Origin of the sequence: Pseudoalteromonas sp. APAL1 (genome assembly GCF_021532475.1) — a bacterium.
Taxonomy (GTDB): Bacteria; Pseudomonadota; Gammaproteobacteria; order Enterobacterales; family Alteromonadaceae; genus Pseudoalteromonas; species Pseudoalteromonas lipolytica_C.
Genome location: NZ_JAKGAW010000013.1, coordinates 1 through 24,341, shown reverse-complemented (window position 1 = coordinate 24,341; position 24,341 = coordinate 1). Strand labels below are relative to the sequence as shown.

General features: G+C 38.2%; 23 protein-coding genes. 11 read left to right on the top strand and 12 right to left on the bottom strand.

All coding sequences use genetic code 11. The features are described 5' to 3' along the window. Window positions 1-13: 13 nt before the first annotated feature. Entirely contained in the window at window positions 14-391 is a 378-nt protein-coding gene (locus L1264_RS08575) for a hypothetical protein (protein WP_235403876.1), read from the bottom strand. A 169-nt stretch (window positions 392-560) separates the two neighbouring features. Between L1264_RS08575 and L1264_RS08570 the strand changes: the two genes are divergently transcribed. The 6 genes from L1264_RS08570 (at window position 561) to bfr (L1264_RS08545) (ending at window position 6,378) form a co-directional block, all read left to right on the top strand. Beyond that, window positions 561-1,421 (top strand): cation diffusion facilitator family transporter, encoded by an 861-nt coding sequence (locus L1264_RS08570; protein ID WP_062567993.1) that lies wholly within the window; start codon window positions 561-563, stop codon window positions 1,419-1,421. Window positions 1,422-1,485: 64 nt separating this feature from the next. After that, complete coding sequence (locus L1264_RS08565) at window positions 1,486-2,556, top strand: PepSY-associated TM helix domain-containing protein (protein ID WP_199526965.1); 1,071 nt, start codon at window positions 1,486-1,488, stop codon at window positions 2,554-2,556. Between the two features lie 28 nt (window positions 2,557-2,584). Beyond that, window positions 2,585-2,920, top strand: coding sequence for a DUF3703 domain-containing protein (locus L1264_RS08560; protein ID WP_199526950.1), 336 nt, complete (start codon window positions 2,585-2,587; stop codon window positions 2,918-2,920). A 163-nt stretch (window positions 2,921-3,083) separates the two neighbouring features. Further along, window positions 3,084-5,219 carry a TonB-dependent receptor gene (locus L1264_RS08555; protein WP_235403875.1) on the top strand — a complete coding sequence of 712 codons (2,136 nt, stop codon included), beginning with the start codon at window positions 3,084-3,086 and terminating at the stop codon, window positions 5,217-5,219. Window positions 5,220-5,428: 209 nt separating this feature from the next. Beyond that, window positions 5,429-5,902 carry a bacterioferritin gene (gene bfr, locus L1264_RS08550; RefSeq protein WP_054552096.1) on the top strand — a complete coding sequence of 158 codons (474 nt, stop codon included), beginning with the start codon at window positions 5,429-5,431 and terminating at the stop codon, window positions 5,900-5,902. Between the two features lie 11 nt (window positions 5,903-5,913). Beyond that, window positions 5,914-6,378 carry a bacterioferritin gene (bfr, locus tag L1264_RS08545; RefSeq protein WP_062567995.1) on the top strand — a complete coding sequence of 155 codons (465 nt, stop codon included), beginning with the start codon at window positions 5,914-5,916 and terminating at the stop codon, window positions 6,376-6,378. A 57-nt stretch (window positions 6,379-6,435) separates the two neighbouring features. On the opposite strand, the gene L1264_RS08540 is transcribed toward bfr (L1264_RS08545), so the two are convergent. Both L1264_RS08540 and L1264_RS08535 read right to left on the bottom strand, forming a co-directional pair. Next, window positions 6,436-6,909 carry a mechanosensitive ion channel family protein gene (locus L1264_RS08540; protein WP_199526952.1) on the bottom strand — a complete coding sequence of 158 codons (474 nt, stop codon included), beginning with the start codon at window positions 6,907-6,909 and terminating at the stop codon, window positions 6,436-6,438. A 59-nt stretch (window positions 6,910-6,968) separates the two neighbouring features. Then, on the bottom strand, window positions 6,969-7,424 hold the full coding sequence (locus L1264_RS08535; RefSeq protein ID WP_199526953.1) for a hypothetical protein: 456 nt from the start codon (window positions 7,422-7,424) through the stop codon (window positions 6,969-6,971). A 183-nt stretch (window positions 7,425-7,607) separates the two neighbouring features. Between L1264_RS08535 and L1264_RS08530 the strand changes: the two genes are divergently transcribed. Continuing rightward, complete coding sequence (locus L1264_RS08530) at window positions 7,608-8,039, top strand: hypothetical protein (RefSeq protein WP_199526954.1); 432 nt, start codon at window positions 7,608-7,610, stop codon at window positions 8,037-8,039. A gap of 499 nt (window positions 8,040-8,538) precedes the next feature. Here L1264_RS08530 and L1264_RS08525 read toward each other — a convergent pair whose 3' ends face one another. The 6 genes from L1264_RS08525 to L1264_RS08500 all read right to left on the bottom strand — a co-directional run bounded on the left by L1264_RS08525 (window position 8,539) and on the right by L1264_RS08500 (window position 12,166). Continuing rightward, complete coding sequence (locus tag L1264_RS08525) at window positions 8,539-9,096, bottom strand: YbhB/YbcL family Raf kinase inhibitor-like protein (protein ID WP_199526955.1); 558 nt, start codon at window positions 9,094-9,096, stop codon at window positions 8,539-8,541. Window positions 9,097-9,171: 75 nt separating this feature from the next. Further along, entirely contained in the window at window positions 9,172-9,984 is an 813-nt protein-coding gene (locus L1264_RS08520) for a helix-turn-helix transcriptional regulator (protein ID WP_199526956.1), read from the bottom strand. Between the two features lie 266 nt (window positions 9,985-10,250). After that, a complete protein-coding gene (locus L1264_RS08515; protein WP_199526957.1) occupies window positions 10,251-10,613 on the bottom strand; it encodes a hypothetical protein in 363 nt (120 codons plus the stop codon). A gap of 26 nt (window positions 10,614-10,639) precedes the next feature. Next, window positions 10,640-11,032: a hypothetical protein gene (locus tag L1264_RS08510; protein WP_199526958.1), complete on the bottom strand. Its 393-nt coding sequence runs from the start codon at window positions 11,030-11,032 to the stop codon at window positions 10,640-10,642. A gap of 89 nt (window positions 11,033-11,121) precedes the next feature. After that, window positions 11,122-11,532: a GFA family protein gene (locus L1264_RS08505; protein ID WP_135926484.1), complete on the bottom strand. Its 411-nt coding sequence runs from the start codon at window positions 11,530-11,532 to the stop codon at window positions 11,122-11,124. Window positions 11,533-11,683: 151 nt separating this feature from the next. Next, window positions 11,684-12,166, bottom strand: coding sequence for a GAF domain-containing protein (locus L1264_RS08500; RefSeq protein WP_199526959.1), 483 nt, complete (start codon window positions 12,164-12,166; stop codon window positions 11,684-11,686). 69 nt (window positions 12,167-12,235) lie between these two features. Between L1264_RS08500 and L1264_RS08495 the strand changes: the two genes are divergently transcribed. From L1264_RS08495 to L1264_RS08485, 3 genes are read left to right on the top strand one after another with little or no spacing between them, the layout of a single operon-like run. Beyond that, entirely contained in the window at window positions 12,236-16,882 is a 4,647-nt protein-coding gene (locus L1264_RS08495) for an ATP-binding protein (RefSeq protein ID WP_199526960.1), read from the top strand. A 20-nt stretch (window positions 16,883-16,902) separates the two neighbouring features. Beyond that, the gene (locus L1264_RS08490) at window positions 16,903-18,108 is read left to right on the top strand and encodes an EAL domain-containing response regulator (RefSeq protein ID WP_199526961.1); all 1,206 of its coding nucleotides are present in this window, start codon (window positions 16,903-16,905) and stop codon (window positions 18,106-18,108) included. Between the two features lie 26 nt (window positions 18,109-18,134). Continuing rightward, window positions 18,135-19,358 (top strand): response regulator, encoded by a 1,224-nt coding sequence (locus L1264_RS08485; protein ID WP_235403874.1) that lies wholly within the window; start codon window positions 18,135-18,137, stop codon window positions 19,356-19,358. A gap of 49 nt (window positions 19,359-19,407) precedes the next feature. Here the strand turns inward: L1264_RS08485 and L1264_RS08480 are convergent, their stop codons facing one another. Together L1264_RS08480 and hutH are read right to left on the bottom strand one after the other, a co-directional pair. Then, window positions 19,408-21,408, bottom strand: coding sequence for a urocanate hydratase (locus tag L1264_RS08480; protein WP_138599964.1), 2,001 nt, complete (start codon window positions 21,406-21,408; stop codon window positions 19,408-19,410). Continuing rightward, on the bottom strand, window positions 21,408-22,913 hold the full coding sequence (hutH, locus tag L1264_RS08475; RefSeq protein ID WP_199527693.1) for a histidine ammonia-lyase: 1,506 nt from the start codon (window positions 22,911-22,913) through the stop codon (window positions 21,408-21,410). Before hutH ends, L1264_RS08480 begins: the two co-directional genes overlap by 1 nt. 120 nt (window positions 22,914-23,033) lie before the next feature. Between hutH and L1264_RS08470 the strand changes: the two genes are divergently transcribed. Then, complete coding sequence (locus L1264_RS08470) at window positions 23,034-23,930, top strand: LysR family transcriptional regulator (protein ID WP_135926477.1); 897 nt, start codon at window positions 23,034-23,036, stop codon at window positions 23,928-23,930. Between the two features lies 1 nt (window position 23,931). Here L1264_RS08470 and L1264_RS08465 read toward each other — a convergent pair whose 3' ends face one another. Beyond that, entirely contained in the window at window positions 23,932-24,324 is a 393-nt protein-coding gene (locus L1264_RS08465; protein WP_199527694.1) for a DoxX-like family protein, read from the bottom strand. Window positions 24,325-24,341: the final 17 nt, after the last annotated feature.

Here is a 24,341-nt window from a genome sequence, read left to right as displayed (position 1 = left end):
AAAGGGTTTTGGATTAAGTAAGATCTAAAATAGGTGGGCGATGTAACGGCGCTAAATCTGCTGATGTGAAGTTTAAATCGAGAGATTCAATTTTAGTAAAATAGGTATCAGCAGGCTCGGTCAATTGCAGCGAATCGACAAACACAGGGCTGTGAAAAACATGACAATGGCCTTTTTCGGCTGAATCAGACAACTGTTTGCTAAGTTCGGTGTGCTCTAATTGGTGTAGCTGATGATCGCCATTGATAGCGCAATGGGCTTCAAGATCAATTTCTTCAGATAGTAGTACCGAGGTGTGATTAAACGCAGCATTATGATCGGCCACATCAAAGCTATCCAGCAGTGGCTGGAGCAATAATACGCTAATCAAAATAAAAAATGCAGCTTTCACATTGAGCCTAAAATTAGAACTAAAAATTGGTACAACGGCGTTAAATTAACAAATCCATCAGCATTTGAACAGAAAATTATAATCTGTACACGAACAAATCATTATAAACTTTTCAATACCACAGCACGCATGGTATAAAAATAAAGCAAATCAATAACTAGGTATTTTTATGGGACACGGACACCACCACCATCACGATACAAATAACCAAAGCACCCGCCAACTCATGCTGGCAGTGGTAATTAATGTGTTATTAACCGTCGCTCAGGTGATTGGCGGACTCGTTTCTGGCAGCTTATCGTTAATTGCTGATGCGCTGCACAATTTAAGTGATGCCTCATCGTTATTCATTGCCATAATTGCCCGAAAAATAGGTGCCAAACCTGCCAATGATCGTTATCAATACGGTTATAAACGCGCTGAAATTTTAGCAACCTTATTTAACAGTTTAAGTTTAATTGTGATTGGTGGTTACCTAATTGTTGAAGCCATCTCCAACTATTTAAACCCAGAGCCCATAGACGGCTGGATCATCATTTGGGTTGCAGGTTTTGCACTGGTTGTTGACTTATTCACCGCGCTTTTAACTTACAAAGCAGGTGCGAAAGACAGCATGAATATTCGTGCTGCGTTTATACATAATGTGTCTGATGCATTAGCGTCTGTGGTGGTGATCATTGCGGGTACCTTAATTATTCTTTATCAATGGTATGTTGTTGATTTAATTGCCACCATGCTGATTTCGGTATACGTCATTTACCATGGTATTTTGCTGCTAATAGCGAGCAGTAAAATTTTAATGCAGGCAGCCCCCGATAGTTTTGCGCTACCAGAAGCTATCACTGAACTTAAAGCCCAATTTGCAATCACTGATATTGATTACCTTAAAACATGGCAGATAGATGACCATCACATTCATTGTGAGCTTAAGTTTAGTGCCAAGCAAAGCATTCAAAACGATGAAATACGTCACTTTTTACATGAAAACTTTGCTATTGAAAGCTGCACCATAGAACAAGTTTTAGTGTAAATGTATCGCGTTATCATTTACAATTCAGTTTTGTTTTAACAGCAAACTGAAGGAACAAACTTTGTTGAAGTTGTGGTTACGTCGTACGCATTTCTTGCTTGCCTTAGTAAGCGGTTTATTTTTAATTTGTTTAAGCTTGACCGGCGCGTTGCTTATTTACGCAAAAGACATTCAATACCTTACTCAAAGCGATAAATGGACAGTAACGCCAGCACCTTCAGCACTAGATTTCGATGACCTCATCCAACACGTTTCTGCTACAACAAAACAACCCGTTACCCTGTTAATGCCTGAGCAGCGAAGTGATCTTGCTTGGCAATTACAGTTGGCCAATAACAAATATGTCAGTGTTAATCCATACAACGGTCAAGTGTTACATGAGTACGATTACTACAGTACGATTTATGGCTTTACCATGGCTTTGCACCGCTGGCTGCTTTATGAAGATGGCGATAAAAATCGCCCGCTAAGAAACTGGGTATCGGTGTGTGCGCTGATTCTTATTATTGAAATTCTGCTTGGCTTTTATATTTGGGTAAAGCCAAAAAATCGTATTAAGCGCTTGGCTATTAAGCGTAAAGCAAAGTTTAGAGTGCTGATGTATCAACTACATACCGTTCTAGGTGTGTATTTTTTAATTCCACTCATTTTAATTGCCTACACAGGTATGGCATTTAACTGGAAAGAACAAACCAAAGCCGTATTAGAATTTGTGATGCAAGGCACAGTTGAAGATAGACCTAAACCACCAGCAGTTATTTCCCCTTCAGCTGATACGCCTTTTCAAGTGCAAAAAGCGTTTGATAACGCACAAACTGTATTTCCTGAGGGTAAGTTATTTAGAATTTATTTACCGAAAAAACCAACTGATAACATAGGTTTTAGAATAGAGAACCCGGGTGAAAGCCATGCCTATAGTTGGGTATGGGCAAACCCATATTCAGCAGATATTGTTGCAAGCTATGATGCCAGCCAAAGCTCATGGACCACGCAAACATGGAACTTTAAATATAAGTTTCATATTGGTGATTTTGCAGGGCCTATTGTGCAATTACTATGGTTACTATTTGCTTTATCACCGTTATTTTTCACGATTTCGGGTGTTTACTTTTGGTACAAACGGCATTACAAATAAACAACCATTACTGAAAATGACATTCGCCATGAATAGTGAGCTCAAACATGCCTTTAACACTGAAATGATATTGGCTAAAACTAGTTATGCAAAGACGGATTACACAAGCGCTTTTTATCACTTAGAGCGGGCTCATATTCTTGGCCAAAGCTATATCATTGCGCATACTTACTCACATTGGTGGATGTGTAAAATTGGTTTTAAAAACCATAATGCCAAGGAAATAATTGGTCAGTTTGCTCGCATGGCTGCGTCAATTGTGTTTTCGCGTATTTGGGTCCCACTCGGTAACACTGGCGGCACCAATGTTAGCCCTTTCAAACCAATGCCTATTCCTGATGACCTAAAACGTTACTTAAACTAGCATCAACTAGAACCGCACTTACTTGTACCCTTCTTATCGCGAGTAACTAAAAAGCCATAATTATTATTGCAAATAATTATCATTAGCCTTGCCTTTACACTTCTTTACATTTAGACTTCCGCACAATCACATAATAATTAATACTGATTTAACAAGGATAAACATGTTAAAAACTTCACTTACTCTGATTGCACTCGCACTAAGTAGCCAATCTTTTGCTGATGATGCCATTAATAAAAAACTCACCGCAGAAGAAATGGAACACGTTGTTGTATCAGGCAGCCGTGTATTTGAAAGCATTGATGAAGTACCCGCTTCAGTCACGATTATTAGCCAAAAGCAAATTGAAGAGCATTTAAAAGTTAATCCAGAACTACAAAGCTTATTGGCGCAAATGGTACCTGGCCTTGCACCAGATACGGGTAGCTCGAGTAACACAGGTCAGAGTTTACGTGGCCGTGCACCACTTGTGATGATTGATGGTGTGCCACAATCTACACCACTGAGAAACGGCTCTTTAGGGGTTAAAACACTCGACCCAAGTGCCATTGCTCGTATCGAAGTGATCAAAGGTGCGACTTCAGTTTATGGTAATGGTGCATCGGGCGGTATTATTAACTACATCACAAAACAAGCAACAAGTGATGGTACGCCAGAGGGTGAAATCAGCCTTTCGTCACGTTTTAGTGCAGTAAAACTAGAAGAAAGCGCTGGTGCGCGAGTCTCTGCGGCGATCAATGGTCGAGCAGATAAACTCAGTTATCTATTTACCGCAAGTTACGAAGAAAATGGCGTTCAACGCGACGCAGAAGGTGATATTCTTGGCTTGCAATATGGTTTATCTGACGCAGTAACAGAAAACTACTTCACCAAACTGGGTTATGATTTTGATGATGAGAAGCAGCTACAATTTAGCTATAACTACTTTAGCTCTCAGCAAAAAACCGATTTAGGTGATGTTGTAGGGGATCTTAATGATGGCGAAAAAACCTATGCCATTCATGTACCTAAAGAGCTGCAAAAGCAAGGTAAACCACAAGGCCCAGATGGTAACGAAAACATTACCTTAAAATACACAGACTACGCCCTGTTTAGTAATACTCAAATGACTCTCGACCTTTACATGCAAGATATCGAGAATGTGTTTTTCTTTTCTACAAACTTAGCTAACCCAGACGAAGGCTACGAAGGCGGCCAATCAATTATTCGCTCTGAAAAGAAAGGTGCGCGCGCTACCTTCAATACCCTTGTTGATTTTGACAATGTTGAAGCCACTTTCATTTATGGCCTAGATGCACTTAATGATGTGACGTCTCAGCCGCTAGTAGATGGCCGTCTTTGGGTACCAGAAATGGATATGGAAAGCCTTGCTGGCTTTTTACAAACTAAGTGGGTAATCGATAATGATTTAGTTATTAAAGCGGGTGTACGCCAAGAAAGCATAGATCTTGCTGTAGAGGACTATGAAACCTTAAAACTGTGCCGCTCAGCAACACAATGCTCAGTACCACTTAGCGTAAAAGGTGACACCATTGATTACGATGCAACCACTTACAATGTAGGTGTGAAATACAATTTACTTGAGGCCTTCAGCCCGTTTGCCAATTACTCGCAAGGGTCTGATATTTCAGATATTGGCCGCTTATTACGCTCTGCAACAGTAAACGATATTGGTCTAATTCAAACAGAAGCATCAATCATCGACAACTATGAAGTTGGTTTTACCTCACAGTTTGGTGACTTGCGTTTTGAATTTGCAGCTTACCGCAGCACATCAGAATTTGGCACCACGAATAGCTTTAATGAAGCAACGGGTGTTTATGAGCCAGTACGTGCGCCGCAAGAGATTTGGGGTTACGAAACACTGGTTGATTATAAAATTAACCCAACCCTAAAACTGGTTGCAACTTACAGCTATGTTGAAGGTAAAAACACCGAAGACGATATTTACTTAGGTTCTCGCCAAATCAGCCCACCAAAAGGTACAGCTAACTTAAACTGGCAGCCTAATGATGAATTATCACTTACGGTGAGTTATTTATATGTGGGCTCACGCAAACGCTTTGAACCAAATGCAGACGGTGACTATGTTGGCGATCAAGGCCCTATTAGCAGTTACAATCTATTCAACCTAAGCGGCCGTTATAACTTTAGTAAAAACTGGCAAGCGTTTATGGGTGTTGAAAACCTATTTAACAATGATTACTACCCTGCCCGCGCCCAGTCATACACCTACGGTGGCTATAACATTAAAGGTTTAGGTACCACAGTAACACTTGGTGCAACTTATCGCTTCTAAATTAATTTTTATTAGAACAACAAGCCCTTCTTAGTAAGGGCTTTTTTCATTTAAGAATAGAAACGATAAATTGTTCATTTATCAACCATTAACGCAAACTTAAACGAGAATCACACTCAATAGTAAACAACTGATTTACAAAGGAAAAAGTTTGCAATCTTGTTTTTATATACTACAATTACCGCAACTTGGAATTCGAGGACAGCATTATGAAAGGTAACCAAAAAGTCATCGATAGTTTTAACAAACTACTCGCAAACGAATTAGCCGCTATAGATCAATACTTTATTCATTCTCGTATGTATGACGATTGGGGCCTAAATAAGCTGTATGAGCGTCTTAACCACGAAATGGAAGAAGAAAAAGACCACGCTGATTGGTTAATTAAACGTATTCTATTCTTAGAAGGCGTACCAAACATGACTAAACGTCGTGATTTATTAATTGGTTCAGACGTTAAAAGCATGATGCAAAACGATTTAACACTTGAATTAGAAGTTGTTGATTGTGTTAAAGAAGCAATTGCAATCTGTGAACAAGAAAAAGACTATCAATCACGCGAAGTGCTTGAAAAGCTATTATTTGATACAGAAGAAGATCATGTGTACTGGTTAGAACAACAGCTTGGTCTAATCGACAAAATTGGTAGCCAAAACTACCACCAATCTCAAATGGGCGAATAGAGGCTAATTGTATGAAAGGCGATAAAAGCGTCATTGCTGCACTTAATAAAGTATTAGCGAATGAATTAGTGGGTATCAACCAATACTTTTTACACGCTCGTATGTTTAAAGATTTTGGCTTTTCAAAATTAGACAAAGCTGATTACAAAGTATCTATTCAAAAAATGAAAAACGCCGACCGTTTAATTGAGCGTATTTTGTTTTTAGAAGGTTTACCAAATTTACAAGATTTAGGTCGACTACGTATTGGTGAAAACTCTGAAGAAATGATCGAAGCTAACATGAGCTTTGAACTTGATTCATTACCTGATCTTAAAGAAGCAATTAAACTTGCTGAAGAGAAAAAAGATTACATCAGCCGTGAAGCGCTCGATAACATCTTAAATGAGCAAGAAGAACAGATTGATTGGCTTGAAACACAGCAGCAGTTAATCAAAACCGCAGGGCTTGAAAATTACCTGCAATCTCAAATGTAATTTGCTAAAAATTCAAAAAGCAGCCTAGGCTGCTTTTTTTATAGCTAGTTTTTGCTATTAATCGTCTTCACGGTCAATGATTGACACTTTATTACTTAAAATTAAAGAGTTAGGGATTAAATGCACAGCTCCTTCGCCTTTAATTGTGATATAGCGCAAATTAAGATCAATCACAGTGCCCTTTGAATTACTCACTTCTATGTAATTACCAAGCTTAATAGGTTTATAAAGCACAATCATGACACCAGCAACTAGGTTTGAAATAGCATCTTTCAACGCAAAACCCAGTGCAAAGCCCGTTAAGCCTAAGCCTGCAACCAACGCCGCAACATCAAAACCGAGTTTCGATAACGCAAGCACAATAGCAATGAATAATAAAATAGCGCGCTGCGAGTTAGAAATTAGCCGAAAAGTTTCAAGAGCGGTTGAATCAAAGCGACGTTGAAACTGTTTAATTGCCCGGTCAATTATGAGGCTTGCTATATAAAAGGCAGCAAGCACTAAAAATGCTTGAATAAGTTGGCTAGTCATAAGGTTTTCAATTAAAAAATAAAGCCCATCATAGGCTTAAATTTGCATGAGGAAAACATTTATTGTTTTTCAAACACACATGAAATGTCAGGTTTATCCAATGTATAAGTGATATTGCCATTATCTTTAAAACGCAGATCTTCAGTTGTTGAGCCATTATCGTCTTCATTATCACAGCGAAAGTAGCGCTTGGTTCTAACAATACCATTTACAAAGTACTTTAGCTTCGAGCTAACAACACAAAAGTTTGGGATTTTTTTTACCTGCGTACCGTTATGCAAATCACTAAAGTCAATTAGTGTGCCTAAACTAAAACCTTGTGTGGGTGTTTTGATTAATGAGAATGATGCATTTTGGCAAACTGCGTCACTGCCCTCTTTAGCTGCATACTCCCCTTGTTTATCTTTAATTAAAGACAAAAATTGGGTTTTATTACTCGGCTTAACATCTAGCAATGCACTTGCTAACGCTGAGTTTGAGAACAAAAAAGCAACTATCCAAAAGTAAGATATCATTTAAATTCCATAAACTATAAACACTTAATTAGCATAGCATGCCATTTAAGCTTGGTGAATCTAAGAACCATATTGTTAATACGACTAAAATATGAATTTGGTTTTATTTAGTCATTTCTAGATAAGCAATTACTTTATTTATGTGCTATATCTTTGAATGATCATAATTTTGGAGGGAATCAAATGAAAATAATTAAACTATTAGCTTTAACTACTTTACTAACATTAGCCAGTACACATAGTTTTGCTGGTGATGACGAGTGGAAAACTATCGCTGAGAAAAAAGTTAGTTACAAGAGCGAAACTGATACTGTAAACCCTATTACCAGCAGCCGTTATAGTAACATTAAGGTTAAATGCACACATGGCACAGTGAACCTTAAAAGTATTAAAGTCATCATGAATAATGGTGAAGAAAAGGTATTTGAAAACCTGGGTGTTCTAACCAAAGGAATGTCATCACGTAGCTTAAGTTTACCAGACAAAAACGACGCTAAACTCGATAAAATAAAACTTGAATATGAATCGGTAGGCAGCACAGCACTTAGTATGGCTGGTGTGACCGAAAAAGCCGAAGTTGAAATCCTCGCGAAAAAAGCAAAGAAAGATGATTAAAGTCACGAGTCAATGATGTTTGAGGCCACACACTTTCACAAGTAGCGGCCTCTTTCTGCCGCTACTTTTTAAGAGCAGACGCGCGAAACAAGTTTCACGCCTTCGAGTGCCCTTGTAGGTCGCCATTTATGGCGACAAAAACCGTGGAGATTTTCACGTAGGAACGGCTTCAGCCGTGAACCTTAGATGTTCGGCGTTAAAACGCCCTTGTAAACTTGTAACTCGATAACTTTACCCTTAATCGCGCTAAAGCACGACCTACATAATATCGCGCGAAACAAGTTTCACGCCTTCGAGTGCCCTTGTAGGTCGCCATTTATGGCGACAAAAACCATGGAGATTTTCACGTAGGAACGGCTTCAGCCGTGAACCTTAGATGTTCGGCGTTAAAACGCCCTTGTAAACTTGTAACTCGATAACTTTACCCTTAATCGCGCTAAAGCACGACCTACAAACGCTCGAAACTTGCTAACTTTTCCCTTGTAACTCGCTAACTCTCTCAACGCTTATAAAGCGCCTCAATTGTTGCTGAATCAATCGAATAAGCATTGATCATATAACCTGCTAACGCACCTGATGCGTTCTCTGGTAATTCAAGCTTTTGTGATAACGCATGCAGTGTAAATTGATATCTGTGAGCGCCATGACCTTCTGGTGGGCAGGCACCGCCAAAGCCTTTAAAACCATAATCATTTGTTATTTGCACACTCCCTTTAGGCAAAGCATTCTTGTCAGCATTTCCCGCACCGCTCGCTAAGCTTGATACTGATTTAGGAATATTCACAACTTGCCAATGCCACCAGCCACTGCCTGTAGGGGCATCAGGATCATAAACGGTCAATGCGAATGCTTCAGTCCCTTTCGGAGCATTTTGCCAAGCAAGTTGTGGTGATAGGTTATCGCCGTTACAACCAAATCCCTTGAACTCTTGCGAAGTACCCATAAATTCACCATGAGCAATGTCTTTACTTGTTAAGGTAAAAGACTCAGCGAATGTGGTGCCAGACAAACATAGCAGGAATAATGGCGTGGCAATTTTCAATGTTGATGATTTCATAATATTCTCCGATTAATAAGAATAATCATAATACCTAGCAAGGAGAGATCAAATTAGTACCAAAACTGTCAATTATTAGCCTACTTCGCTCATTATTGTTTTACGAAGAGCTGTTGGAGTCGTATTAAACAACAATTTAAATTTATCTGTGAATCTAGATTGCGACGAAAAACCACATTGCTGCGCAATAGCTCCAATAGGCTCTGAGCTGCTTTGAATTAAATGTAGCCCATGGCTTAAACGCGCTTTGTCTTTAATTAACTGAAAACTACTTTCTTCTGCGGTTAACTTTCTTCTGAGTGTAGACTCGCTCATCGCTAAACTAGCTGCAATACTGTTTGCATCCCAATCTCGTGTTAAATCACTGGTGATAATTGTATGCACTTTATGAGTCAGTGTTGGTGGCTCAATGATTGAACCTAAATCTATAAAGCCCTGCAAAAATAACACTTGCAGCAGCTCTTGTCTTCTAATTGACCATAATTGTGGTGGTGTTACTGCAGCCCATTCAATAAATTGTTTTAAGGACATTTGAAACAAAGAGTTTACTTGCCCATTAATGAACTTTTTCTTTGCTCCCGATTGATATTTCAAACACTCAAAGTCTGTGTAATCAAACTCAATCAATAACGCCATATAACCAATATTTTGCGGAATGTTGCGCATGGCGACCTTAGGTGTATTTGCCATAAAGACAAAATCGCCTGCATTGCAGTTAACTTCTTCTGTATCAATTAGTCTTTTACTGCCAGACAACACAACGACAAGTAATGGTTTTGCGATAGGCACATTAACTATGTGCTGTTCATCATTAGCGCAATAAATCGAAAACGGTAAAGACTGATGTTGCTTTACTGCGCTTAAACCTATCTCTATCAATTCATTCATATTTTCAGTGTTTTTTATTGGAGTCGAAGGAACGGATTGGACCGTGATTCTTAGTTATTCGGCGTAAAACGCTACCGGCTAACTTTACACTTTAATCGCGCTAAAGCACGACCTACAAAGGCGCGAAAAAAGTTTCACGTCTACGGTAGGATACATTAGGTACTAGGGTTTAGGCTCTAGGACGCGATGTAAAATCGCTGCTACTTGTTCGGCGTTGAAACGCCTCCTACAAACTTTACTTTCGCAACTTGCTCACTTTAACCCAATCAGCCAAGCATACTGTTTAACATCATCCCTGGCATTAAAAATACCATTGCAAAAGAAAATGATCCGGTGAGTGCAATTGCAAGACAGCAAAATGCAGTTTGCATTAAAAAGACGTTGGGTTTACCAGAGGCACTGTTTTGAAATGACACATAGGCAAGTAACAGGTTTTCTCTAATTTTTTGAAGGTAAGAACACGCTACTCTGATGATTGGCAAGCTGTACATTGCTAAAAAAGCAAATACAACTTCTATTCCACCAAAATGAAATAACAGTGCAATCTCAGGTGAGAACCAACCAACAATAGCTATCAAGCACCAAAATGCAGCTTTTTGATATTTAGTTAGTTCTTGCCATTTGATCATCGTTTTCTTTGTATTTCCAGTTATATTTAAATTAAGTGAGCAGCTGATTTGTCTAATTTAGTTACATAAGCTTTGAGCTCTGCAAGCTGAAGTTTTTTGCCTTGGTGAGCATTCATCGCTTTGGCAAAATAGCTATTGGCTTGCTGCTGATCACCTGCATGCTCATGAATGATTCCAATGCGAAGATAAGTAAAAGCAAGATTATTTGGGCCTATTTCTGTTTGCAGAATTTTAGCGCTATCAAGCTCAAGAATTCTTGCAAGTGAATTTAACGCATAGAGCGCACTATCATGTGAGCCATTTATGTACTGAGAATGAGCAAGTTCTAGCTCTTTTTTAAGAAACTCAGCTGTAATTTCATTTGCGTTTGTAGGTACTGCTAACGAGACTAAAGCAGCTAAGGTTAAAACTTTAAACATATTAAACCTCCCTTTAAAATGTGTTTACAGATTAATCAAACTAGATTAGCTGGTCAAACTTTATACAAGAAAGCAAATTATCAACGAGCTTAATCGCGACCAAAACCAATCAACTTTTTGCCATTTAGGCCATTTTTATGCCATTCGGTTTGCTCTTCACAGAAAATTTGCGCATCTAATTCTTTACTTGGCTCTTCATTTAAACTGCCTGCAGGAACAAGCAAATAGCTGTTATCTTTTGCAGTGAATGGCAAAGCGGAACCACAGGTTTTACAAAACGCCCGTGATAACGCACGACCAGGGTAATTAAATCGCGTAATGTGCTGTTGACCTTTTACCCATTCAATAGCATCAGGGGAGGTAAACAAATTTGCGGCATGTGCTGTGCCTGATAATTTTCGACACTGCTCGCAATGACAAAAGAAAAAACGTTTAAAGTTGTCAGTTACTTTGTAGCTTACTTCACCACAACAACACCCACCGGTTAGAGTTTTTGCCATTATATGCTCCTTATTATTGTGTTATAAAACGGCGTTTGACAATGCGCTAAAAATTAATTTTAGGTAATAAAAAAGTTTATACTGACATTTAGTATAATCTATGTGATTGATACAGATTAGAAAACAATTTACGACGAAAAAATAAAAATCATTAATTTTCAATTAATTGAATTACATCTGATGCTAGTTTGACTAAAATTTGAGTATCATTTTCAGAAAAATCTCTTGGCTGTGTATCAATAATACAAAGTGTCCCAAGTATAACACCAGTCTTAGCAATCAAAGGTGCTCCGGCATAAAAGCGGATATAAGGCTCCCCAGTAACAAGCGGATTATCTAAAAAACGTTCATCAAATAGAGCATTAGTAACTATCAAGGGTTTAGTATCAAGGATTGCATGACCACAAAATGATATATCACGAGGGGTTTCGCAAACATCCAGCCCTACTTTAGATTTAAACCATTGACGGTGCGAATCTACAATACTAACTAATGCGATCGGAACACAAAACAGTTTAGCTATAAAATCTGTAATTCGATCTATATCAACATTTTCTTCTGAATCTAACAAGTTTAACGAATTCAGATATTCAAGCCTCAAAGTTTCATTTTCAGGTTGTATTGGAACCTTCATTTTCTCGCCATTAGACAGATTGTATTAATAAACTATAGTTTCCATTAACCGTTTTTGTTAGGACCTGATGTGAATTATTTTATTAAGTTCATTCTGTACTTTCTTTTATCAATTATTGGCATATCACTCTTTTATGTCGAAATTAACGAGTACAACCAACAAAAGGTCTTTAACAAAAGCCTTAATCAATACATTGTTAACCTTGAAGGGCTAGCTAAAGTAAATAACCTTATTTTTTCCCTGCAACGTGAACGCGGAATGTCAACTGGGTTAAAGGGTGAAAAGGATTATTTAGAGCGACTTAACACCTATATCAAGGCAACTAATTTTAGCATTGATGATGTGAAAGCGGCCGATCAGTCAGATTATTTTAAGGAGTTTGCGACGCAAGTTGAAAATGACATAAGGTCTATTAGAAATGAAAACCAACTAGCAAGTAAAAGCAAAGAAAGTATTTTTAAAAGCTACTCGGTTTTGATTACCCTGCTATTAAAAAAAGTACGAATTGTTGAAGCCGAGCAGCAGTTTTTTATTCGCCAAAGTAATGATAATAACCTTGAAGCGTTAGATTTATACACTTTACTAAGAGCAATTGAATTAGGTGGGCAGCTCAGAGCAAAAGTTGCAAGATACATAACATCTGAAGATGAACAAGTTAAATTAGTAGTCTTACGAGAAGCACTTAATCTTCATTCTCAACATAATTCATTGATTAAAAATTTATTTAATGACCAAGATGCTAATATCTACAATAATCAAAACAAGCTATTAATAGAAAATTTAATCAACTCACTATCTCAAGGCAAAGCAACTGGAAAAATCACCAAGTTTGAATGGTGGGATATCAGTACAGCTTATTTGAATGAGCTTATAGAACACAGTAATACCATCATCTCTGAAATGCGGTTGAGTGCACAAAAATTAAAGACGCAAGGTGAAGAAAAGACTTTGCTTGCACTTTGCTTTGCCGTTATTGGCGGGATATTATGTGTTGCTTCAATATGTATGATTATTCGGCTATTATCGCTAAGCAAGGACAAGCGTTTAAACTACAGTACTGCAACCACAATTCAACTTATTATTACCTTTGTGGGAATAACCTCTGTTTTGTTTGTTGAACACTATGCAAGTCAAAAACTTTTAAAATATCAATCAAACATTGAGATATTAAGAAACCTAAACCTTCAAGCGATAGATAATATCTATACATTTGACCAACTTTGGCAAAAGCAGAAAGCCAATCAAATGTTGAGCGCACTTTCCTCCATACAACATCAAAATCATTTAGATTTTAACGATATGGATCTAGATGAGCCCCGTGATCTTCAATTTCTTAATAGTATGAACCTGCAAAGTATCATCCAATCTGAGCGTGAAGCTATCAATGAAGGTCGAATTATTTCAAAAGCAATTGAGACACCTGCAAATGGTGTTATTTACCTCATCGCAGGTTTAAAAATCTCGCAAAGTGGATTAACTAATACACTCATAGTCTATGAGGTGAGTCTTAACCATTTGATAGCTAAAGCGCGAGAGAAAATAATCACATTAGAAAATATGCCCAGAGCTGGTTACTTTGTAGAAGACGACTTACTTTCATTTAAAAGCCTGATAAATAAAAATTCTAATCAATATGATAAATCAGAGCTACTCAGTGCATATGTATGGGATCAAGAGCTAAATTTAGGGAGCTACTCATATGAAAGCTCAAAAAATAAAAATGCGTTTTTATCTACTATTCAAAGTAAATTTATCTGGCAAGTTAGTTCGTTGTTTTTCTTATTTCTGCTAATCCTATATGTAAGTAATAAGTCACAACAAAAAAATAGAAAACAAGCAATACTCGCACAAGACAATATAAAAACAAGACAGCTATTTATGAGTGCTTCCGAACAGCTCGCTTCTATTGGCAGTTTTGAAGTAGACATAGAGACAAAATGGGTAAATACATCTGAAGGATTTAGAAACTTATTCAATCTTCCTTTAGATACTGAATTTGTAAAAATAAAAGCTATCCTCAAGCGGTTTGATCAAACTCAGCGAAACAAAATTATTAACCAATTAAAAAACCAAAATTTAATGCAAACCTCTGAGTTACAGTTAACGCTTGCAGAACGTCAAACAAGGCACTTCAACCTTGTTTCAAAAATACGCTTCAAAGAAAGCTCTCAAACATACACATTAGTTGGTGTCGTAAAAGAGACAACGACTCAAGTTTACGAGTCCGAAAAACAAAAAAGGATCCAGCTTGAATTAGACTCAGCTCGCAAAGAAGCTCTTAACAAAATGAGTGAAGCTGAAAAAGAAAGAAAAGAGACACAAAAACTACTGACAATTAAACGCTCTACAGAGAAGCTGCTACAAGAGGCAATAAATGCTTTTCCGGCTTCGATAATTATGCTTAATAGTGAGCAAGAAATTACGATGAAAAACCTTTACCCTGATCCGCTTGTTACGAGCCAAGTTAATACAGCTACATTCATGGGGGTTGAAATATCAAAAGGAGATAACGTACTAAATATTATTAAAAATTTACCTTTAGTTGAAAAAGATGAATTACTAGATATGTTACATAGCAGTTCTGCAGCAGAAGAATATTGCTGCGAATTAAAATGCAAGTATCTCGTTGACTCTTTTGAGTATTGGTTTGAAATCTTATTAAAGAATATTGCCACTGATTCGGGAAAATACACCTTAATTTACCAAACGAATATAACCAGTAATATAAATTCAGCTAAAGAGTTACAAGCAGCTAAAGTGAATGCAGAATTAGCAAGTGAAGCTAAATCACGTTTCTTAGCAACCATGAGCCATGAAATTAGGACACCAATGAATGGCGTAATTGGAATGTTGGATATGTTGGGTGAGTCACATTTAGACCCTGAACAACAACATTTAGCACATGTAGCGAAAAGCTCAGCATTAATTTTACTTCGTATAATCAATGATATTTTAGACTTTTCTAAAATTGAAGCGGGTAAAATGCAATTAGAATACTTAGCATTTGATTGGCTAGACATAATTAAAGAGTTAGCTGAGCTGCTGGCCTACCAAGCTAATAATAAAAAATTAAAGTTAGCCTTTTACTTTTCTTCTGAATTAGCAATTAAACAGCTAGGTGACCCTGTAAGGCTAAGACAAATTTTACTTAACCTAGTAGGAAATGCGCTTAAATTTACTAAAACAACAGCGACTTTATCTGGGTTAATAGAAGTGTCTATAACGCCAAGTGAGCAGCCAGGCTTCTATTTAATCGGTGTAAAAGACAATGGTAAAGGCATGTCGAATCAACAAGTAGATAAACTTTTTACACCTTTTGAACAAGCAGATAACAGCATTCAGCGCCAATATGGCGGCACAGGTTTAGGGTTATCTATCACCAACAAACTGGTTGGCATGATGCAGGGTGAAATTGATTGTCAAAGTCTCGAAGGTGTTGGTAGCCAGTTTGTTGTAAAGTTACCACTTAATGCGCAGCAAGAAGTCGCAGACTTTCCGTTCAAGCTTACAGAAATAAAAATTGCCGTTGTCGGTGATGAAGATAAGTTTGAAACCGACTTAAATGCTCACCTCACTAGACTGCAAGCTAATTGCGAAGTGATCCCAAGAGAATTATTCAATGCGCAACTAGTCGATAGTCAAAGATATGACTATCTTATTATCACTGCAGAGTCTTTCCAACAGCTTACTACAGAAGGCAAAGACGTATTTATAGATGGTAGTCGTTGCCATTATATCTTACTTGATAATAACCAAGATAAATTACCTAAACCAAGCAATGTTAATATCTCTAGTCTGCCTTTATACCCATACTATGCCTCAAAGGTGAGTACACACATAGCACAGCTAGAAAATATCATCGCTAAAGAAAATGAAGACTCCCGAAGCTTAAACTCAGCAATGTCACTACCAAGTATTAAAGAAGCTGAGCGCTTGCAAGAGCTAATACTTGTTGTTGAAGACAATGTTTATAATCAAGACTTATTTAAACGCCAGTTAGCAACTCTGGGCTTTCAATGCGTCATTGCGGACAACGGCAAAATAGCACTGCAATTGCTAGAGCAATTTGATTTTGCGCTAATTATTTCTGATTGCCATATGCCAGTGATGGATGGTTATGAGTTCACAAAACAAAGGCGCATCATTGAAAAGCAAAATAATCTGCCTGCATTACCAATTATCGCCGCAACTGCTAATGCTTTAGATGGCGAAGAGCAAATTTGCTTGGCGTGTGGCATGAATGACTATTTAGCGAAGCCAATATTACTGCAAGAATTAAATAAAAAATTAAAACGTTGGTTAAATGGTAAATCGACACAACCAATTGAGAAGGAAGATCAAGCATCTCAAATTAGCAAGTTACAAACTGAGTCTAGAAACAAAGCTCCTTTTATACAATTAGACGTGCTCGAAAACTATGTAGGGACCGATAAAAGCCTACAAAAATTGTTTCTAGAGAAATTTGTTAGCGACTCAGAGAAGCTAATTAACCAGTTGAATCTTGATGAGCCTAATAATATTAAAGATATTGCCCATCAGCTAAAAACTTCTGCTAAAACGGTAGGGAGCAACCAACTAGCTGACACACTTCAAGAATTAGAAGAGGTGAGTCAGAAAGGATCATTACAAGAAATCGAAATGTTAATTAAGCAGTGTAAAATGCTGTTCAGGAGTGCACAAGATGAAATTACATCTATACTAATTAATACTGATTAAGACACCCAAGGGTAGAACGTATGTTGGAGCAACCTCCTTTGATTCTAGCCATCGACGATAGTCAACTTGTATTAACGCAATTAGAGTTTCTAATTTCTAATCAAACACCGTGTAAATTCATTGGTTTTGATTGCGGTTATAAGGCTTTATCAAGCCCCGAGATCCATCAAGCTTCTCTAATCTTATTAGACATGAATATGCCTTCTATTGATGGTGTAGAAATGCTAAGAAAGCTAAGCGAGTTAAACCTTCAGCAACCGTTAGCTCTATTAAGTGGTGAGAACAGCCTTTTTCTTAAAAATGCCGCTTCACTCGCCTCCCTGCACGGCTTGAATATTATATCATGCATTGAAAAACCATTATCAGTTAGTAAGTTGGCAGAGTTATATAAAGCACTATGTCAGTTTAATAAAGCTCCCCCTTCACAAAAGAAAGATATCACTTACCCTAATGAAGAGATAATCAACGCACTTTATAAACACGAATATATCGCTTACTTCCAGCCTAAAGTATGTAGTAGAACTGAGAAGATTATTGGTGTTGAGACGCTTGCGAGATGGAATCACCCACAAAATGGTATTGTTTCACCATTCTATTTTATTGAGACACTAGAAAGTGCAAATCATACAGCTGAGCTCACCAAGCAACTCTTAAAACAAACTGTAGAATTTTGGTCTATCAACAGAACCTTATTATCGAACCTTCAATTTAGTATTAATATTAGTGCCAATGAACTCAGTGATGTTAGTCTTCCTGAAAAACTTGAGCGCATATGCACCGATGCTTCCATGCCCACTTCACAGATCACCCTAGAGCTAACGGAAAGTAATATTATTAACAATATACGTTCTTCGTTAGATGTTCTTTTACGGTTTAAACTAAAAGGCTTTAAATTATCAATTGATGATTTTGGAACAGGCTATTCTTCAATGAAGCAACTTAATGAGCTTCCCTTTGATGAACTCAAAATTGATCGCTGTTTTGTCAACGGAAGTGCCGAAGATCCCAGTAAAAAAGCGATAGTAGTAAGTACCTGTGAAATCGCCCATAAACTCGGTTTAGATATTGTAGCCGAAGGTGTTGAGAAGTTTGAAGATCTTCTATTGATAAAAAACCTTGGTGTTAAGTCAATTCAGGGGTTTTATTACTTTAAGCCATGCACTCAAACTGAGTTTTTACAACTATTTCAGCAAAATAAAGAAGTTACTTACTCAAATTCTTTATAAAACGACTAATAAATGAGCCACTATCAATGCAAATAAAAGTCGACCACGCGCAAAGAAGACCAAAAGTTATCATTTTATGTGACAAACCTACAGAGTTAGCAGGTGCAGTAGAAGTACTTTCTTCTCAAGTTGATGAATTTAGAACACTAACAAGCCATAAAGATGCTGAAGAGGTTATCGCTACCACAGAGCCAAAGCTCATTATTCTTGCCAGAGAGAGTGTTTCAAAAAGCATTGAAAGTTATAAATTACTTGCTGAGTCAGGATTATTAAATTATCCGCACGAAAATATTCTACTATGCGAAAATAAAGAGTCAGGGATCGCTTTTAAATGTTGTATTAAGGGTATTTTTTCTGATTACTTTGTTTATAAATCTATGTACGAAAATTATCGCTTTAAGATGATTTTACATAACGCACTAAAACGAACTCAAAGCCAAACTGAAGTCAATAAACTCAGAGATGAACACTTTGGTAAAATTGACGACGATTTAAAAAACTTAATTGATGAAGCTGCTAGTTATCGCAGTCAAGCCACTGAGACTTTAAATAATGCCCGTGAAAAGCTGAATAATCATAAGGGTATAAATGTCTTACAAGACCAATTACTACAAGACCTACAAAAAGAGCACCTGTCACCGTTAATCGACTCTTTAGAGTCTCAACTTGAAAAAGTGGCTGAGGAGCTTAAAAAGCGGTTACAAGAAAGACGCTTTTCTCTTGCTGAACTTGCTGCGTTATTAAATGAAAAAGATAATTCTGACACAGCTGAAACCGTTCAAGAAACAAAAAATAAAACTGCTGAAATGAAAGATAAACCTTCTCCCATTCCATCAGAACAGCATAGTCCCCTCTCTGAGACGCCACAAAAAAAGAGCGATATAAAAATTATGGTGGTAGAAGACAACGAATTTTACAGGGAAATGGTATCGAGGATTTTGATTGGAGAGGGATATCAGGTCGTCAGTGTTGAAAGCGGGCTAGATGCAATAAAAAAACTGAAAAAGCAGCGCTTTTCACTCGTGTTACTAGATTTATTCATGCCTAATTTAGATGGGTATAACACAACTAAAAACTTACGCAGTATCCCAAATTGCAAAAACCTGCCAATTGTTGCAATTAGTGCCAACAAAAATAAAGAGATCATTCGCAAGTGGGCAACCCTTGGCTTAACTGCCTACATTACCAAACCTTCCACAAAGTCTTCTTTGTTAAAGGCAGTTGATAAAGCATTACTGCAAACACTATAACCAGCCCGTTTTTAATCAAAAACGAGCTGGTTTAGTATTTTATGCAAAATTAGAAATCTAAGTTTGATAAAACGTCATCATCAACGTTATTAGACAAGGTCACTTTAAGTTTAGGGGTACGAGCCATTTCACGTTTGATCGCAAAATTAGCTTCTTCGTTACGCGCCCAACTACGACGAGCAATACCGTTATTTACATCAAATAATAGCATAGATTTCAAACGGCGCTCGGCAGCTTCACTACCGTCTAGTAGCATACCAAAACCACCGTTGATCACTTCGCCCCAACCTACACCGCCACCATTGTGAATAGATACCCAAGTAGCACCACGGAAACCATCACCAATTACATTGTGAATCGCCATGTCTGCTGTGAAGCGGCTACCATCATAAATGTTTGATGTTTCACGGAAAGGTGAGTCCGTACCACTTACGTCATGGTGGTCACGTCCAAGTACAACTGGCCCTATCTCGCCACGATTAATGGCATCATTAAAGGCTTTAGCGATTTCAGCGCGGCCTTGTGCGTCTGCATAAAGAATACGAGCTTGCGAGCCAACAACGAGCTTGTTTTGCTTCGCATCTTTGATCCACGTGATGTTGTCTTGCATTTGCTGTTGGATCTCTTCAGGCGAGTCCGCCATGATTTTATTTAAAACGTCTGCAGCAATCGCATCTGTTTTATCAAGATCTTCTGGTTTACCTGACGTACATACCCAGCGGAACGGGCCAAAACCGTAGTCAAAACACATTGGGCCAAGAATATCTTGTACGTATGATGGGTATTTAAAATCAATACCGTTTTCAGCCATTACATCGCCACCAGCGCGTGATGCTTCTAGCAAGAACGCATTACCGTAATCAAAGAAGTAAGTGCCTTTTGCCGTGTGCTTGTTAACAGCATCAGCGTGGCGTTTAAGTGTCGCTTGTACTTTTTCTTTAAATACTTCTGGCTCTTCACGAATTAAACGATTTGACTCTTCATAGCTGATATCAACCGGGTAGTAACCGCCTGACCATGGGTTATGAAGTGAAGTTTGGTCTGAACCTAAGTGAATGAAAATATCTTCTGCTAAGAAGCTTTCCCATACATCAACCACGTTCCCGATAAAGGCAATTGAAACTACTTCTTCATTTTGCTGAGCCGTACGTACACGCTCAACAAGCTCTGGCATGTTATCGATTAGCTCATCAACCCAACCTTGTTGGTGACGCTTAATAGCCGCCTTAGGGTTAACCTCAGCACATACGGTTATACAGTTAGCAATGTTACCCGCTTTAGGCTGCGCACCACTCATACCACCTAAACCAGCAGTTAAGAAGATCTTACCTTTTGGTGACTCGCCTTTTTCAAGCACTTTACGGAATGCATTCATTACCGTAATAGTTGTTCCGTGAACAATACCTTGTGGGCCAATGTACATAAATGAACCCGCAGTCATTTGACCGTATTGAGTTACACCCAGTGCATTGAATTTTTCCCAATCATCCGGCTTTGAATAGTTCGGGATCATCATACCGTTAGTTACAACCACGCGCGGTGCTTCTACTGATGATGGAAATAACCCCATAGGGTGACCCGAGTACATGTGTAGCGTTTGGTCTTCTTCCATTTCGCTTAAGTACTTCATGGTTAATAAGTACTGCGCCCAGTTTTGGAATACCGCACCGTTACCACCGTAAGTGATAAGCTCTTCTGGGTGCTGTGCTACTGCGGGATCAAGGTTGTTGTCGATCATTAACATGATAGCGGCAGCTTGCTCACATTTAGCCGGATAATCGCTGATTGAGCGCGCTTTAAGTTCATAGTTAGGCTTAAAACGATACATGTAAATACGGCCAAATTGCTTAAGCTCAGCGGCAAATTCAGCGGCTAATTCTTTGTGCCATTCTTTAGGGAAATAACGCAATGCGTTACGAATCGCTAATTGCTTTTCATCAGCCGATAAAATGTCTTTACGTTTTGGAGCACGGTTTGCATCACTTGGATACGGTTTTGGCTCTGGCAATACGCTTGGAATACCTTGCTTAATTTGTTCTTGAAAAGTCATTATTTGCTCCCTAAATTTACTGTGAACGCTTGTGATTTAACAAGTGCAACCATGGCATCAATGTCTGGCTTAAGTAAGCGGTCTTCTTCTAGTTTGGCAACTTTGCTGCGAATGAGCGCAAAGTTTTCTTCAATAATGTCTGAACACTTGTTAGGACGTCTAAATTCGATTGCTTGCGCTGCATACATCAACTCAATAGCAAAGATTTTATCTAGGTTACCTAAAATCTGGTTTAACTTACGACCAGAGATACTCCCCATAGATACGTGATCTTCTTGGCCCATTGATGTCGGTACGCTGTCTGCTGATGGCGGGAAACACAATGACTTATTTTCTGTTACCAGTGCTGCGGTTACATATTGCGGGATCATCATGCCTGAATTTAAGCCTCCCGATGTGGTTAATAAACGTGGTAAGCCGTGTAAACCTTCAAGCAATAAATAACAACGACGATCAGCAATGTTACCAAGCTCAGCCGCAGCAATAGATGCATAATCTAAAGCCATAGCTAATGGTTGACCATGAAAACCACCACCCGAAATCGCTTCTTCCTCACTAATAACAATTGGGTTATCAGTCACTGAGTTCATTTCTATCTCTGCAAGCTCTTTTAAGTGGTAATACGCATTGCGTGACGCACCATGAACTTGAGGAATACAACGCAGTGAATAAGGGTCTTGTACACGATCACAATTGGTATGTGAGGCCATATTCTCAGAATTGGCAAAAAAGCTACGCATACGCGCGGCAACTTCAACGTTACCTTTAAAAGCACGAATAGCGTGTAATTCTTCACGGAACGGTGATTGGCTACCTTGCATACCTTCAATGCTCATAGCGCCTGCAATATCTGCAAGGTCTAATAAGTAGCGCATTTTAGTAAGCGCTGTAATGGCGTGCGATAAAATAAACTGAGTACCGTTGATTAACGCAAGACCTTCTTTAGCATGCAGATCAAGCGGCTCTAAGCCATGCTCTTTTAATACCTCTGCCGCGGGTTTGATTGTGTCGTTTACCCAGAACTCGCCTTCACCTAAAAGAGGTAAAAATAGGTGTGATAATGGTGCTAAGTCACCCGATGCGCCAACTGAGCCTTGCTCTGGTACAACCGGGATAATATCTAGTTCAATAAACTTAAGCATACGCTCAACAACAGTTAAACGAATACCTGAAAAACCTTGGCTTAATGCATGTACTTTGGTGATTAGCATTAACTTTGAAATAGGCTTAGCAATTGGCTCACCCACACCAACAGCATGTGTGATCAATAAGTTCTTTTGTAATAGGTTTGTTTCTTGTGGAGAAATTTGTGTATCACACAGTGGACCAAAGCCCGTATTGATACCATAAATGGCTTTATCTGAGGCAGCCATTTTATCTACGTTTTGGCGGCTTTTATTTATTTTATCAATGGCTTCTTGGCAAAGCTCTGCCTGTAACGTACCGGCTGCAATCGCATTAACGTTATCTATCGTTAATTGGTCAACACCATACTTAAATGTCATTTATAACTCCTAAAAAACAGGATTAAGTTTTAATTAGTGGCAGTCTAGCTTGCTCTAGTTGTTTTACAAATGCATAATTATCGTTATTCATTCCAGATTTATCGAACTAAAAGAGCCACTATGCAAGTTCATGATGTAGACCTACGATTATTGCGTGTTTTTGTAGCAATTGTTGAGTGTGGCGGGCTTTCAGCCGCAGAGTCACGTTTGAATATTGGCCGCTCAACGATCAGTGCGCATTTATCAGATTTAGAAGTAAGGCTTGGTATTAAATTATGTAAACGTGGCCGCAGTGGTTTTGAAATTACAGATGCAGGTGCTATTACCTACCAAGCATCAATTGAACTGCTTCAGCAATGCGAAGCCTTTGCTAATACCGTCGCAAGCTCTAAAAACGAGCTATCGGGGCGTTTAAGTATTGCTATGATAGATACCATGGTAAGTGACCCTCGCTGCGCCATTCCCCGCGCAATTGCAAGGTTAAAAGGCAAAGGTAAAAACATTCAGTTTGATATTAACGTCTGTGAAGCCCGTGAGGTAGAAACCGCAGTAGCCAATGGCCGTTCATTAGTGGGGATTGGTGTTAGCCGTCATCATATTCGCGGATTAGATTACACTGCCCTACATAACGAAACTAACTTTTTGTATTGCGCAGTCGGTCACCCACTGTTTGAGTGTGAAGACAAACAAATCAATGAGCTTATTAAAGAAGCTGAAGTAATTACCAGTAACTACATGCGAGATAAAGAAAGTAGAAACGATGGCTTAAACTACCAAAACAGTGCGGTAGCCTACCATGATGAAGGTATCGCACATTTGATTTTATCGGGTGAATTTATTGGTTATTTACCCGACCACTATGCTCAGTTCTGGGTTGATAAAGGCATTTTTAAAGCTATTCAACCAAACAAATATCACTACGATATTCCTGTTGTATTAATAACCTCTAAAACAAATGCCAATTCACCACTTGCAAGCGCCATGATCAAAGAAATCAAAGACTGCTATGGTGTTTAATTCACTTATTGCTAGTTTCGCTATTCTTGAGCTCTATTATTAGTACAGTACTAAACGCGATCAGTGCAAGATTTGTAGTCACCGGATTGAATGCTTCAATCAATAGTGCTGGTTGTAAAAAAGCTACAAACAGTATTAAACCTATTAACAATAAAATATTGACTATATTGATTAAAATTGAACGATAGAAAATAAAAAACAACACCGCAAAGATGATTTCACCAACCCCAGCAGCTCGTGTTATGAACATTGAAATTTCGGCATTAAAACCAAAACTGGCTGTCATCCGTTGTTCAAGTGGAGAGATATGGATAATTTTTGGGAAAAGGCCATGGTAAAGCCAAGTAAAGCTAATAATAAACCGTGAAATTTGCACTGCCGTTAGATTTTTCATAATACCCTATTAAACGT